At 69.1% G+C, this 14038-nt stretch carries 14 protein-coding genes; 8 read left to right on the top strand and 6 right to left on the bottom strand.

Annotated elements, in window-relative coordinates:
* The first annotated feature begins 183 nt into the window (after positions 1–183).
* The 3 genes from ACSAMQ_RS05230 to ACSAMQ_RS05220 all read left to right on the top strand — a co-directional run bounded on the left by ACSAMQ_RS05230 (position 184) and on the right by ACSAMQ_RS05220 (position 4863).
* Positions 184–1608: a M1 family metallopeptidase gene (locus tag ACSAMQ_RS05230; RefSeq protein WP_435394634.1), complete on the top strand. Its 1425-nt coding sequence runs from the start codon at positions 184–186 to the stop codon at positions 1606–1608.
* A 329-nt stretch (positions 1609–1937) separates the two neighbouring features.
* A complete protein-coding gene (locus ACSAMQ_RS05225; protein WP_435394633.1) occupies positions 1938–4382 on the top strand; it encodes a TonB-dependent receptor plug domain-containing protein in 2445 nt (814 codons plus the stop codon).
* A gap of 31 nt (positions 4383–4413) precedes the next feature.
* A complete protein-coding gene (locus ACSAMQ_RS05220) occupies positions 4414–4863 on the top strand; it encodes a TfoX/Sxy family protein (protein ID WP_435394632.1) in 450 nt (149 codons plus the stop codon).
* Between the two features lie 345 nt (positions 4864–5208).
* Here the strand turns inward: ACSAMQ_RS05220 and ACSAMQ_RS05215 are convergent, their stop codons facing one another.
* A complete protein-coding gene (locus ACSAMQ_RS05215; RefSeq protein WP_435394631.1) occupies positions 5209–6093 on the bottom strand; it encodes a LysR substrate-binding domain-containing protein in 885 nt (294 codons plus the stop codon).
* A gap of 137 nt (positions 6094–6230) precedes the next feature.
* On the opposite strand from ACSAMQ_RS05215, the gene ACSAMQ_RS05210 reads away from it, so the two are divergent.
* The 3 genes from ACSAMQ_RS05210 to ACSAMQ_RS05200 all read left to right on the top strand — a co-directional run bounded on the left by ACSAMQ_RS05210 (position 6231) and on the right by ACSAMQ_RS05200 (position 8814).
* On the top strand, positions 6231–6527 hold the full coding sequence (locus ACSAMQ_RS05210) for a cupin domain-containing protein (RefSeq protein ID WP_435394630.1): 297 nt from the start codon (positions 6231–6233) through the stop codon (positions 6525–6527).
* A gap of 253 nt (positions 6528–6780) precedes the next feature.
* A complete protein-coding gene (locus tag ACSAMQ_RS05205) occupies positions 6781–7722 on the top strand; it encodes a DMT family transporter (protein WP_435394629.1) in 942 nt (313 codons plus the stop codon).
* A 195-nt stretch (positions 7723–7917) separates the two neighbouring features.
* Positions 7918–8814, top strand: a complete 897-nt coding sequence (locus ACSAMQ_RS05200) for a cyclase family protein (protein ID WP_435394628.1) — start codon at positions 7918–7920, stop codon at positions 8812–8814.
* 96 nt (positions 8815–8910) lie between these two features.
* Here ACSAMQ_RS05200 and ACSAMQ_RS05195 read toward each other — a convergent pair whose 3' ends face one another.
* Positions 8911–9819 carry a LysR family transcriptional regulator gene (locus ACSAMQ_RS05195; RefSeq protein ID WP_435394627.1) on the bottom strand — a complete coding sequence of 303 codons (909 nt, stop codon included), beginning with the start codon at positions 9817–9819 and terminating at the stop codon, positions 8911–8913.
* 82 nt (positions 9820–9901) lie between these two features.
* Between ACSAMQ_RS05195 and ACSAMQ_RS05190 the strand changes: the two genes are divergently transcribed.
* A complete protein-coding gene (locus tag ACSAMQ_RS05190) occupies positions 9902–10558 on the top strand; it encodes an NAD(P)-dependent oxidoreductase (protein WP_435394626.1) in 657 nt (218 codons plus the stop codon).
* A gap of 170 nt (positions 10559–10728) precedes the next feature.
* Here the strand turns inward: ACSAMQ_RS05190 and ACSAMQ_RS05185 are convergent, their stop codons facing one another.
* The 3 genes from ACSAMQ_RS05185 to ACSAMQ_RS05175 form a co-directional block, all read right to left on the bottom strand.
* Positions 10729–11685, bottom strand: coding sequence for an aldo/keto reductase (locus ACSAMQ_RS05185; protein ID WP_435394625.1), 957 nt, complete (start codon positions 11683–11685; stop codon positions 10729–10731).
* Between the two features lie 252 nt (positions 11686–11937).
* Positions 11938–12831, bottom strand: a complete 894-nt coding sequence (locus ACSAMQ_RS05180) for a DUF72 domain-containing protein (RefSeq protein ID WP_435394624.1) — start codon at positions 12829–12831, stop codon at positions 11938–11940.
* On the bottom strand, positions 12828–13247 hold the full coding sequence (locus ACSAMQ_RS05175; RefSeq protein ID WP_435394623.1) for a VOC family protein: 420 nt from the start codon (positions 13245–13247) through the stop codon (positions 12828–12830). Before ACSAMQ_RS05175 ends, ACSAMQ_RS05180 begins: the two co-directional genes overlap by 4 nt.
* A gap of 129 nt (positions 13248–13376) precedes the next feature.
* Between ACSAMQ_RS05175 and ACSAMQ_RS05170 the strand changes: the two genes are divergently transcribed.
* Positions 13377–13727, top strand: coding sequence for a GFA family protein (locus ACSAMQ_RS05170; protein ID WP_435394622.1), 351 nt, complete (start codon positions 13377–13379; stop codon positions 13725–13727).
* Between the two features lie 84 nt (positions 13728–13811).
* Here ACSAMQ_RS05170 and ACSAMQ_RS05165 read toward each other — a convergent pair whose 3' ends face one another.
* Positions 13812–14036, bottom strand: coding sequence for a hypothetical protein (locus ACSAMQ_RS05165; RefSeq protein WP_435394675.1), 225 nt, complete (start codon positions 14034–14036; stop codon positions 13812–13814).
* Positions 14037–14038 lie beyond the last annotated feature (2 nt).

Here is a 14038-nt window from a genome sequence, read left to right as displayed (position 1 = left end):
TTGACAGCGCTGTCAGTGATCGCGGGCGCAAATCGCGCGCAATCCCTAACCGCAGACAAACCATGAACTTCAGGCGGGTTCAGCGCGGCGCCCGCATCGGCGATGATCGGCGCCGGTCCCAAGGATCGCCCCGATCGACACGAATCGCAGGACCGCGACCGGCAGGGGAGGGATGGAGCGACGATGCGCGATGCACTGAAACAGCCCCGCCGATTGCGGGCGCACAGCCGCCTGCTGCGGCGCACGATCGCGGCCGGCGTCCTCGCCTGCGCCGCCTATGCCGGCCTCGCCGCCGCGAACCCGGGCAGGGCCCCGAACGAAGCCGCGCGCGCCGGCGCCGACATCGACGTGCTGCACTACACCGCGCGCATCGAGCCGGACTTGGCCGCCAAGAGCTTGCGCGGCGAGGTCGCGATCCGCTTCATCGTCCGCCGCCAGGGCGCGCAGCGCCTGGATTTCGACGCCGGCGACCTCGACATCCTTGCGGTCAGCGAAGACAAGCAGGCGCTGAGCTTCGAGAAAATCGACAAGCGCGTGAGCGTGCGCCTGGCCGCGCCGGCCGCGGCCGGCTCGCGCCACGAGATCGACATCGTCTATCGCGGCGCGCCGCGTTTCGGCCTGGAGTTCCATCCCGAGCGCAGCGAGCTGTACACGGTGTTCTCGACCAGCCAATGGCTGGTCTGCATCGACGCGCCGCAGGAACGGGCCACGCTAGACCTCACCGTGACCGTGCCGGAGGGTTTGAAAGCGGTCGGCAACGGCCGCCTGGTCTCGAAGTCAGCGCTCGGCGGCCGCCGCGAGGCTTACCGCTGGCGCCAGGACGCGGCCATGCCGAGCTATGTCTACGGCTTCGCCGCCGGCCGCTACAACGAAGCCGGCGGCACCAGCGAGAATGCCGCGCTGCGTTACCTGTCGAGCGACCTGCAAGCGCCGCAACTGCGGCGCGTGTTCGCCGACACGCCCGACATGCTGCGGTTCTTCGGCCGTCGCGCCGGCATCCGCTACAACGGCAGCTACAGCCAGGTACTGGTCGCGAAGACCATCGGCCAGGAGCTCGCCGGTTTTTCGCTGATGTCGGAAGCCTATGGCCGCGAAGTGCTCGACGACCCGAGCGCGCAGGCTTTGATCGCCCACGAAGCTGCGCACCAGTGGTGGGGCAACTACGTCACATGCCGCGATTGGGGCCATTTCTGGCTCAACGAGGGCTTCGCCAATTTCATGGCCGCGGCCTATCTGCAGCACCGGTTCGGCGACGAGGCCTATCGCAAACAGGTCGAGGGCTGGAAGCGGCGCCTGGACAAGCTGCGCGAGACCGGCAAGGACCATGCGCTGATCTACGAGCACTGGACCAGGCCGAGCGCCGACGACCGCGCGGTGGTGTACCAGAAGGGTGCCTACGTCCTGCACCTACTGCGCGAAGAGCTCGGCGAACGCGCGTTCTGGGGCGGCGTCCGCGCCTACACCCGCGCGCACTACGGCCATTCGGTGGTCACCGCGGATTTCCGCCGGGCGATGGAGCGTGCGAGCGGCCGCGACCTCGGCGAGTTCTTCGCGCGCTGGGTGGAGTCGGCGGAGGTGGCGGCGAGGCCGGCGGCGCCTGCGAAGTGAGCGCGGCCCTCGCCGGCCGTCGAAGGTTCGCGGCCGCGGCTTGCGCCGCTCCTACCCAGAGCCGCGCAGCCCAGGGGTAGGAGCGGCGCAAGCCGCGACTGCGCAGCCACCCGACGCGGCGCCGCACCGGCGCATCGAAGCGCCAGTCGGGGGCCGACAGCCGGGCATTCTCAGCCCTCGACAACACTCCAACTCCCTGTGCCGCGCTATCCATTGCGCGGTCCCCGGCACTGTTTGTTTGCATTTCCGCGTCGCCGGCTGTGCACGAACTGGCGTCTTGGCTTTAGGCTAAGGGGATGCCCCGCCCGCCTAGCCAAGGATCCCCCGCTATGACGCAAGCCAGCCACCGCGCTCTCCGTCCCCTCTGCCGTGCCCGCCTGTTCAGTGCCGTCCATTGCGCGCTGTGGCTCGCCGGCGGTCTCTTCGCCGGCTCCGCTGCCGCCCAGGAGACCGAAGCCGCGCCGGCTCAGGACAGCGAGGCCCGGACCTTGGAGACGGTGTCGGTGCTCGGTTCGCGCCGCAGCCAGCGCTCCTCCGACACCACCTCGATCTCGCCGGTCGACGTGCTGCCGATGGCCAAGAACACCGAGGAGGGCGCCCAGTTCGACCTCGCCCAGTCGCTGCAGTACGCCGCACCCTCGTTCAACTCGACCCGCCAGAGCGGCGCCGACGGCGCCGACCTGGTCGACTCGGCCGCGCTGCGCGGCCTGGGCTCGGACCAGACCCTGGTCCTGGTCAACGGCAAGCGCCACCACACCACCGCCTTGCTCAACCTGTTCGGCGCGCGCAACCGCGGCAACACCGGCACCGACCTCAACACCATCCCGCTGATGGCGATCGACAGCGTCGAGATCCTGCGCGACGGCGCCGCCGCCCAGTACGGTTCCGACGCCATCGCCGGGGTCATGAACATCTCGCTGAAGAAGCGCAAGGGCTGCGAAGCAGTCGCCGGCTACGGCCAGTATTCCAAGGGCGACGGCGAGAACTGGCTGGCGACGGCCTACTGCGGTTTCGGCCTCGGCAGCGACGGCACCATCGGCATCACCGGCGAATACCAGGACCGCGGCCGCTCCGACCGTTCCGAGCCCGCCGGCAGCCCGCGCATCATCGGCGACTCGAAGATCCGCAACCAGACTATCTTCGTCAACGGCGAAAAGCCCCTCGGCGAAAACCTGAGCCTGTACTTCACCGGCGGCGTGCAGAACCGCGATGCGTCCTCGGCGGCGTTCGCGCGCGACGGCCTGGGCTCGGAGGACATCCCCTCGCGCAACTCCGCGGCGATGTACCCGGACGGTTTCGTGCCCTTCATCGACGGCGAACTCAAGGACCGCTACGGCATTGTCGGCCTGCGCTGGGCGATGGGCGAGTGGAACGCCGACCTGTCCTACACCTACGGCTTCAACGAGCTGCGCTACGACATCAACAACACCCTAAACGCCTCGATCGCCAACCTCGACCTGCTCAACGGCGGCCGCGGCGTCAGCGCCGACAGCTTCGACGCCGGCGGCTTCTCGTTCCAGCAGAAGACCGTCAATTTCGACGTCAGCCGCTTCTACGACCAGGTCTTCAACGGCCTCAACGTCGCCTTCGGCCTGGAGCGCCGCGACGAGCGCTACAAGATCTTCGCCGGCGAACCGGGCTCCTACATCGACGCCGACGGCGTCGGCGAGGGCGGCAACGCCGGCAGCCAGGGCTTCCCGGGCTTCCAGCCGGCCGATGCCGGCTCGCACAGCCGCGACAACTGGGCCGCCTACCTCGACCTCGAAGCCGACTTCACCGACCGCTTCACCGCCGGCGTGGCGGTGCGTTACGAGGACTACAGCGACTTCGGCAAGACCACCACCGGCAAGCTCGCCGCCGGCTTCCGCGCCACCGACACCCTGATGCTGCGCGCCTCGGCCAGCACCGGGTTCCGCGCGCCGTCGCTGCAGCAGAAGTTCTTCTCCTCGACCATCACCGACTTCGTCAACGGCGAGCCGGTCGACGTGGTGATCGCGCCCAACGGCGGCACCATCGCCAATGCCGCCGGGCTGCCGCTGCTGACCAAGGAAGAGTCGCGCAACTACACCCTCGGCCTGACCTGGTCGCCGAACGCCGACACCTCGGTGACCCTGGACGCTTACCGCATCGACATCGACGACCGCATCGTGCTCAGCGGCCGCTTCGACACCACCGATCCGACCATCGGCGGCATCCTCGACGACCTCGGCGTCGGTCAGGCGCAATTCTTCGTCAACTCGGTCGACACCCGCACCGAAGGCCTGGACTTCACCTTCAACAACGAGCGCCAGCTCGGCGAGGACGTCAAGCTCGGCACCTTCTTCGCCCTCAACCTCAACCGCACCAAGGTCAACGCCATCCACGCGCCGCCGGCGCTGGTCGGCCGCGAAGACGTGCTGTTGTCGGAGCGCGAACGCTTGTTCATCGAGCAGGGCGCACCGAAGTCGAAGGCCGTGCTCGGCTTCGACCTGTCGCGCGGTCCCTGGGCCGGCAACCTCAAGGTGATCCATTTCGGGCCGCAGACCCTGGGCACGTTCTCGGGCACCGCCGGCGGCGTGCCGAATGCGCGCTACAAGGCCAAGACCTCGGCCGACCTCAGCGCGACCTATTCGTTCTCCGAGAATACGAAGCTGACGGTCGGCGGCGCGAACATCTTCAACGTCAAGCCGACCCGCCAGAACCCGGACGAAACCGACAACGGCCACATCTTCGACAGCGTCCAGTTCGGTCTCAACGGCGCGGCGTACTACGTGCGTCTGTGGCACCGCTTCTGATCGAGGCGCGGGCCGCGATGGAGGCGCTTGCGTGAGCGAGGCCTTCATCGCCCACCTGCGCGATCTGGCCTCCGCCTTCGGCGCCTTGTCGGCGCGCAGCATGTTCGGCGGCCATGGCGTCTACCACGACGGGGTGATGATCGCCCTGGTCATCGACGAGGCGGTCTACCTCAAGGTCGACCCGCAGACCGAGCCGCGTTTCCGCGCGGCCGGCTGCGAACCCTTCGTCTACACGCGCCAGCGCAAACCGGTCGAACTGAGTTTCTGGTCGGTGCCGGAGTCGGCGATGGATTCGCCGCAGGACATGAAACCGTGGCTGGCCCTGGCCTACCAGGCCGCGTTGCGCAAGGCCAATGCCGCACCGCCTAAGAAGGCGAAGGCCCGGAAAGCGGCAGCGAAACACGCCGCGGCGAAGAAAGTCGTGGCCAAGAAGATCACGGCGAAGAACGCATCCCGGCGCAAACCTCCCGCGCGCGATTGAGCGCGATCGTGTCCCCTGTAGGAGCGACGTAAGTCGCGGCCTCGGAACGGGTCGGACACCAAGACCGATGCAATCGACCGTAGCGACAAGCCCTTCGGCGCTGCGCGCTTTCGCAGCGCCCGCCTTTCGCGGTCGCGGCTCCCGCCGCTGCTACCCGGGAGCCGCCGCGCTGCAGGGGTAGGAGCGACGCGAGTCGCGACAGGGACGGGTGGAGAACCCATCCCGGCGTATTCGGTCGGGGCGGCAACGTTATCGGCGCAGCGGGGCCTTCGCAGCGCATCGTTCGCGGTCGCGACTCACGTCGCTCCTGCAAAGGGGGAAAGTCGCGTCGTTGCCGTCTGCGCCTCAATCCTTCTTCACCGCCAACAACCAATCGAGAAAGGTCTGCGCCGCGGGGCGCAGGCGGCGATGGGCGGGGTAGATCGCGTAATAGCCCCAGCGCGCCGGCATCGCGGGACCGGGCAGGCGCACCAGCTGGCCGGAACGCAGATAGGGCACGGCGATCTGCGCGCGCGCCAGGGCCACGCCGATGCCGTGTGCGGCGGCCATCATCGCGTCGGTAGTGTCGCTGAAGGTGTAGCGCTCTTCGAGCTTGCGGCCGTGCACGTCGGCGGCGCGGAACCAGTCGTGCCAGCCCTGGCGGGCGTGGTCGGCGATCAGCGGCAGGTCGGCGATCTGCGCCGGTTCGGTGATCCGTTCGATGCCGGGCATGTTCGGCGAGGCGACCGGGAACAATGCGTCGTCCATCAGATGATGCGCGGTCAGCCCGGGCCAATGGCCGGCGCCGTGGCGGATGCCGAGGTCGGGCCCGCCTTCGTCGAAGCGCGCCAGCGCGATCTCGGTGTCGAGGCTCAGCAGTATCTTCGGATTCGCGTGGGTGAACTCGCTCAGCCGCGGCAGCAGCCAGGTATAGGCCAGCGAGTGCAGGGTGGTGACGCGGACCCGGTCGGTCTCCTGCCGGCTGACGCGCAGGCTGCGCAGTACGCCGTCCATGTCGGCCAGGGCGGTGCCGGCGGAGTCGGCGAGCTGGCGCCCCTGCGGGGTCAGGGCGACGCCGCGCGCATGACGCTGGAACAGACTGACGCCGAGCCGGCTTTCGAGCTTGCGCACGTGGTGGCTGACCGCGCTGGCGGTCAAATGCAATTCCTCGGCGGCATGGGCGAAATTCTGATGCCGCGCGGCCGCCTCGAACGCCGCCAGGGCCGGTAGCCAGTCTGCCCGCAGTGCCATGATCAGCCTCAAATCATATTTGTGCCTGAGCGCCAAAGTATGCGCTTGTCTAGGCCGGCGGGCCAGTCAGAATAGGCGCAAGGGAAGAGCCAGATTGTTGTCCCGACCCGCCGCGACCCATCAGCCAGTGCCAGCGCATGAGCCTCATCGACCTGCTTGCGACCTCCGCCGAACTGCCCGCCGCCTGGCGCTCGACCGTGGTCGGACGTTTCGGCAGCGCCAACTTCAAGCTGTTGCGGATGGACGCCGGCGCCTATGAGGAAGAGACGCACGATTTCGCCGAGGGCCTGCTGGTGCTCGACGGAGCCTTGCGCCTGAGCATCGGCGGCGAGATCGTCGAAGTCGGGGCCGGGCAGCTGTACGTGGTGCCCGCGGGCGTGGCCCATGCGGTCGAGCCGGGCAGCCGCGGCACGCTGGCGATTCTGGACGTCTGAGCGATTGCCGGCGGAGCCGGCGCGGCACTCGATCCACCTGCGGTCCGCTAGCGACCGGATCCGGATATCCGCCCCGGGCCGCGTACCGATACTGCGATCGACCCCGCGTCGACCGTCGTGGCCATGGCCGGCATCGGTTCCCGTATCGCGCAACGGCGTCGCCGCTGCGCTCATCGCGCCGCCACCAGGCCGGCGCGGCCGTATCCCCCGCAGGCGCCCGCATCGCGCGGACGCCGTTTCGAGGACTTAGCGCATGCGTTCCCCCGAACTCGCCGTCAGCCTGACTCCCAACTGCTCCGCCTCCCCGAAGGCCGGCTCCAACGCCGGCGCCGAGACCGAGCGCGCCGCCTGGCGGACCCCGCTCGAGCTGACCGTGCTCGGTGCGATCTGGGGCTCGTCGTTCCTGTTCATGCGCGTGGCGGCGAAGGACTTCGGCGCGATCCCGCTGGTCGAAATGCGGCTCGGCCTGGGCGCGCTGATCCTGTTGCCGTTCCTGTGGAAGGCGCGCGCATCGTTCAAGGGCGCCATCTGGGCCAAGCTCGGCCTGGTCGGCCTGATCAATTCGGCGGTGCCGTTCATGCTGTTCGCCTGGGCCGCGCAACGCGCGCCGGCCGGCGTCGGCGCGATCACCAATTCGATGGCGGTGCTGTTCACCGCATTGGTCGGCTTCCTGTTTTTCGGCGAGAAGATCGGCATGCAGCGCGCGGTCGCGTTGTTCGCGGGGTTCGCCGGCGTGGTCGTGCTGGCCAGCGGCAAGACCGCGGGCGCGAGCATCGGCTGGGCGGTCGCGGCCGGCTGCAGCGCTGCCTTCCTGTACGGTATCGGCGCCAACCTGGTGCGCCGCCAACTCACCGGCCTGCCGGCGGCCGCGGTGGCCGCGGCGACCCTGGGCACTTCGGCCCTGCTGACTCTGCCGTTCGCGATCGCCTACTGGCCCGACCACGCGATCCCGATGAAGTCGTGGTTCTCGGCTTCGATGCTCGGCGTGCTCTGCACCGGCATCGCCTTCGTCATGTACTACCGCCTGATCCAGCGCATCGGCGCCGGTCGCGCGGTCGCGGTGACCTACCTGGTGCCGCTGTTCGGTGTGGCCTGGGGCTGGATGCTGCTCGGCGAACCGCTGACCGGCAGCATGCTGGTCGCCGCGCTGTTGATCCTCGGCAGCGTTGCCTTGAGCCAACGCGCGGCGAAGTAAGCCTAAGCCGCAAGGCGCTCAGTCGCCGACTGCATCGGCTGTCTCGGGGCTCGTTTCTGCGACACTCCGCGCTTCGCTTCATGCGCGGCCCTATGCAGTTGCGGCGGCGGCCTTCTCTCGAAATTCAGACCGGCATCCCCGCGCAGGCGAGGATCCACCGCATCCCCACCGCCTCACCCGTCCCCGGAGACTTGCTTGAATTCCATCCAGCATCGCGTCCAGTTCGACTTCGAGATCGAGTTCAGCAACGGCGGCGGCCTGCAGGGCCAAGGGTTCCGCCTCGACATCGACGGCGACGACATCGGCGACGACGAACTGGTCGCCTACATCGTGCGCGATCTGCGCTTGCTGATGGTCGGGCCGGCGCGCATCCTCAACAAGCGCATCCTGGTGGAAGCGCACAAGCGCAAGGCCGGCGCCCTGGAGCAGGGGACGACGCGCTACGTCGACCTCAGCCATACCATCGAGGACGGCCAGGTGACCTATCCGGGCATGCCGGCCGCCTACATCTGCGATTACCTCAGCCGCGAATCCTCGCGCGAGATCTACGCCGAAGGCACCGAATTCCATATCGCCCGCATCGACATGGTCGCCAACACCGGCACCTACATCGACTGCCCCTCGCACCGATACGCGGACGGCGCCGATCTGTCGCAGATCCAGCCGCAGGACTGCGCCGACCTCGATGCGATCGTGGTGCGCATCGACCCGTCGGTGAAAGCCATCGGCGTCGGCCATTTCCGCGACCTGGAACTGCGCGGCCGCGCGGTGCTGGTCCACACCGGCTGGGACATGCACTTCGCCACGCGCGCCTATGCCGACGGCCATCCCTTCCTGACCGAAGAGGCCGCGGTATGGCTGCGCGATTGCGGGGTCAAGCTGGTCGGCATCGATTCGATGAACATCGACGACACCCGCGGCAACGCGCGCCCGGTGCATTCGATCCTGCTCGGCGCCGGCATCCTGATCGTCGAACATCTGCGCAACCTCGCCGCATTGCCCGACGACGGCTTCAGCTTCAGCGCGGTGCCGCCGAAGGTGAAGGGCATGGGCACCTTTCCGGTGCGTGCCTTGGCGAAGATCGTCGGCTGAGTTCCCTTTAAGATCCCCGGTTTCTAAGATCCCCGGCTTCGCCAGTCTTCTCCCGCCTGCGGGAAGCGGCCCGCGGGGCGATGAAGGCGGCGCCGGCTACCGCGCCACTGCCAGATAGTCCTGCAAGGCCGCGATCGCCATGCGCACCTTCGCCGGCTGCGCATCGCGCTGCGCGGTGACCGCGTAGACGCCGAGCGGCGCCATCGTCCACTCCGGCAGCACCCGCATCGCGCGGCCGTCGGCCAATACCGGCGCCGCGTCCGGCTCGGGCAGGCGGACGATGCCGAGCCCCTGCAGCATCATCTGCTTGAGAGTCTCGGCGTTGTTGCCGACGATGCGTCCGCCGATCCGCACCCGCCGCGAGGGCTCGCCGTCGCGATGCATCTCGACGTACTCGGGCTGGTTCATCACGCTGAGGATCAGCATCGAGTGGCCGGCGAGTTCCTCCGGCGTGCGCGGCAGGCCGTGCGCCTGCGCATACGCGGGCGAGGCCAGCAGCAGATGCCGCCACTCGGCCATGCGCCGCGCGACCAGGTTGGAGTCGGCGAGCCGGCCGACCCGGATCGCCAGGTCGATGCGTTCGGCGATCAGGTCGATCTGGCGGTCGTCGGCGAAGATCCGCAGCGACAGCTCCGGGCAGGCGCGCATCAGCGGCGCGAGCGCGGGCGCCAGGTGCGCGGCGAAGCCGATCGGCGCGGCGATGCGCAGTTCGCCGCGCGGTTCGTCGCGCAGGTCGCCGAGGCGGCCGTCGGCGTTGCGCGCGGCGTGCAGCATCGCCGCGCAGTCCTCGTAATACGCCTGGCCGATTTCGGTCGTGGTCAGCTTGCGGGTCGACCGGTGCAGCAACACCACGCCGGTCTCGGCCTCGAGCCGGCGCAGTTGCTGGCTGACCGCCGAAGGGGTCATGTCGAGTTCGCGCGCGGCCGCGCTCATCGAGCCCAGCTCGACCACCCGGGCGAACAAGGCCATGCGCTTGAGGCGGTCCATCGTGAAGTCCAGCTTCATGGTGCTAGCGCTCCGGGCCGGATTATCGCGGCTTCTGTAAGTCTTCAGACTATATCCCGTCCAATCCACCCCGGGAGTCCCCATGAACATCGTCCTGATCGGCGCCACCGGCTACGTCGGCCGCGCCCTGCTCCAAGAAGCCCTGCAGCGCGGCCACCGCGTCACCGCGGTCGCCCGCGACACCTCGTCGCTGCCTGCCCACGACGGCCTGACCGCGAAGCCGGCGACCATCGGCGGCGACGCCTCCGCGGCGGCGACCGTGGCCGCGCTGGCCCGCGGCCACGACGCGGCGATCGCCTCGTACAACGCCGGCGGCTGGAAGAACCCGAACGTCGGCCGCGACACCGTCGCCGGCTATGCCCGGATCGTCGAGGGCCTGAAGCAGGCCGGCGTGCCGCGCCTGTTGGTGGTCGGCGGCGCCGGCAGCCTGGAGATCGCGCCGGGCCGGCAGGTGCTGGACCAGCCCGGCTTTCCGGCCGAGTACCGCGACGGCGCCGAAGCCATGCGCACGGTGCTCAACAGCTTGCGCGAAGAGAACGGCCTGGACTGGAGCTTCTTGTCGCCGGCCGCGCACCTGGTGCCGGGCGAGCGCAGCGGCCGTTACCGTGTCGGCGGCGATCAGCTGCTGGTCGACGAGCAGGGCGAGAGCAACATTTCGGTGCAGGACTATGCGGTCGCGCTGATCGACGAACTGGAGCAGCCGGCGCATTCGCGCAAGCGCTTCACCGTCGCTTACTGAGCGCTACCCAGGAGGAAACGGAGTGCGCGGCAGCGGGACTGTCGCGCTCTTCGTGTGTGCGGATCGTTACGGTGTGGCTGCGGTGTGGCTGCGGTGTGGGTAGGCGATTCTGCGGTCGCGGCTTACCCCGCTCCTACGGGGCCGCGATAACGATGCGTGCGGGCGGGCGGTCAGCCGATCGCCGCGATCAGGGCCTCGCGCTGTTTCGCATCGAGCAGCGGGCCGACGCCGGCCTTGAGGTTGTCGGTCTGGTTCTTCGGCTTCGACGTCGCCGGAATCACCACCGTCACCGCCGTCTCGCTCAGTACGAATTTCAGGAACAACTGCGCCCAGGAGTCGGCGCCGACCTCGGCCGCCCACGGCGGCAGCGGTTTGCCCTTGACCTGCGAGAACAATCGGCCGTCCTCGAAAGCGCGGTTGATCATCACCGCGATGCCGAGCTCGCGCGCGAGCGGGAACACGGTGCGCTCGGCGGCGCGCGAGACCGGCGAATAATTGATCTGGACGAAGTCGGGCTTGAGCGCGCGCATGTCTTGTGCGAGCTGCGCTTGCGCCGGTTCGCGGTAGTGGGTCAAGCCGACCAGGCGCACCTTGCCTTGCTGCTTGAGTTCGCGCGCCAGCCCGAGTTGGGTGCGGGTGTCGCCCAGGTTGTGCACCTGCAGCAGGTCGATGCGCTCGGTGCGCAGGCGCCGCAGCGAGGCCTCGAACTGGGCCAGGCCCTCGTCGCGGCCGACCACGCCGGACAGCTTGGTGGCGAGGAACAGGCGCTCGCGCAGCTTCGCCTCGGCGATCAGATCGCCGAGTACGTCCTCGGCGCTGGAATAGCTCGGCGCGGTGTCGACGACGCGGGCGCCGGCGTCGACGAAACGCTTCAGCACCTCGCGCAAGGGCGCGCGCGAGGCTTCGTCGGCGCCGACTTCGAAGCTGCCCGAGGTGCCCATCCCGATCGCCGGGATCGACTCGCCGGTCGCCGGAATGGTGCGCTGGAGCAGGGGGCCGGAGAACGGCGTTTCCGGCGCAGCCGCCGCGGCGGGCGGCGATTCGCTGCTGCATGCGGCCAGCGGAGCGAAGGCGAGGCCGGTGGCGGCGAGGGAGACGGTACCGAGGAAATCGCGACGACTGGCCATGGCGGAGGCTCGCTGTGGGATCGGTGCGGTGGCCGTCGGCAGGGCGGGCGGCGGTGCGTCGATTGTGCACCGAATCGGGGGACAGTGAAGCCGACGGGCGCCGGACCGCGAAGCGCGACCGGACACGGCGCGGTCGCGACTTGCCTCGCTCCTACCCTTGAAGCCGCGCCGCCGGGTGGGCGCGGCGCGAGCCGCGACCGCGATGTCCCGCAGCCCGGCGTTGCTTCAGCACGCCGGCGCACCGCCGACCGCTCAGCGCGCGCCGAGCTTCTCCAGCAGGCGCATCGCCGCGGCGGGGTTGCGTTCTTTCGCGGCGCTGATGAAATACACGTACACCTCGCGCGGCTTGCCGTTGTCGGCGGGCGCTGCGACGTGCGGCAGTTCGGGGCAGTCCCGGCCTTGCGCCCAGGCTTGGGCGCGCTCGGCCCAGGTCTGGAGCTCGGCGTCCGGATACCCGGTGGCGATGTCGCTGCGCGAACGCATCAGCCGGGCGTAGACGAAATCGCCGGTGAGGTCGGCCAGCGAGGGATATTCGTCGGAGTCGGTGAACACCGTCGCGATGCGGTGCTCGCGCGCCAGCCGCACGTAAGCTTCATCGAGGAAACTCGGATGGCGGACTTCCAGCACGTGCTTGAGCGCCTGCCCGTCGAGGCGGCGCGGCAGCGCGTCCAGGAACGCGGCGAGGTCGTCGCGATCGAACGCCCGGTTCGGCGTCAGTTGCCACAGGATCGGCCCGAGCCGGGGGCCGAATTCGCTCAGGCCGCCGTCGATGAAGGCCTTCGCGCCGTTGCCGGCCTTGGCCAGGGCGCCGCCCTGGGTGATCCGGCCCGGCGCCTTCAGCGAGAACACGAAATGCTCCGGCGTCTCGGCCGCCCACTTGGCGTAGGTGGCCGGCTTCTGCGCGCTGTAATAGGTGCCGTTGATCTCGATGCTGCTGAGCTGACGGCTGGCGAATTCGAGCTCGCGCCGCTGCACCAGTTTTTCGGGATAGAAGTTGTTGCGCCACGGCACGAAGGTCCAGCCGCCGATGCCGGCGCGGATGCCGTCGACCGGGCCCGGACCGGCGCCGAAATCGCCGGCCGCGGCCGAAGCCGGTGCGGCGAACAGGTCGCCGGGTGCGGAGTCGCTGCTGCGTTTGCGGTTCATAGGTTCCAGGGATTGTAGGTGCCGAACCACCACAGTCGGCCTTCGAGGTCGCGGCAGGTGTAGGCGCGTCCGCCGTAGTCCTGGTCGGCGAGCTCGACCACGATCTCGGCGCCGGCCGCGCGCGCCTGCGCATAGTGCTCGTCGGCGTCGCTGACGACCACCGAGCAGGCCTGAGTCTCGCGCCCGCCGATCTCATCGGGTTGGACGATGCGCTGGCCCCATTCGCTGCGGTCGTCGACCGACCCGAGCATGATCATGCCCGGCCCGTAGGTCAGTTGCGCATGGTGCACGGTATCGCCGTCGGCGTAGACGGCATGCTTCTCGAAACCGAACGCGCGGCACAGCCATTCGATCGCGGCGGGCGCGTTGCGGTAACGCAGCGACGGGATGATGGTACTGCCGGTGTTGCGGTCCATGAGACGCTCCGTGGCTGGGCGGCGCGGGCCGGGCAGGCGGCGAGGGGTGCCGGGAGTTGGGCGACGAGCATAGCGCGGCGGCGTTATCCTCGCGTCTTCACGGGCGCCGCGCGGCGGCGGGAGCATGCGATGACCAAGTATTCCGGCGGCTGCCATTGCGGCAAGGTCGCCTACGAAGTGGAAGGCGAGATCGACCAGGCGATCGACTGCAATTGTTCGATGTGCCAGCGGCGCGGCGGCTTGCTGTGGTTCGTGCCGCGCGCGGCGTTTTCGTTGAAGACCGATCCGGCCGACCTGGGCCTGTATCACTTCAACAAGAACAGCATCGACCACCATTTCTGCAAGCACTGCGGCATTTCGTCCTTCAGTCAGGGCAGCATGCCCGACGGCACCCTGATGACGGCGGTCAACGTGCGCTGCCTGGAAGGCGTCGACCTGGCTTCGATCCAGGTGATGCCGGTGGACGGGCGCAGTTTCTGAGGCGAAACCGGCGCTGCGCAAGCCGCGACCGCGTCAATAAACATCGTGCAAACAGGTTCGTCGGTCGACTGAGTGGCGACCGCTCTACTCGCGATCGTCACTCGCCCGCAACCGCTCCCGCCCGCGCTCGGTCAACACCGCCACCTGGGTGTCGCCGCGCGTCTCCACCCTCACCCAGCCGGGGCCGGTGTGGCCGCCGATGGCGTCCTCGCCGATCCAGGCCAGCTCGCGCAGCAGCACGCTCATGCGCAGGCCCAGGCGTTTGCACAGGCGCGGCAGCGACACGCCGTCGGCCTCGCCGGCCAGCATCG

It is taken from the genome of Lysobacter sp. 1R34A (assembly GCF_051217035.1).
Taxonomy (GTDB): Bacteria; Pseudomonadota; Gammaproteobacteria; order Xanthomonadales; family Xanthomonadaceae; genus Lysobacter.
This window is presented reverse-complemented; position numbering and strand designations above follow the sequence as displayed.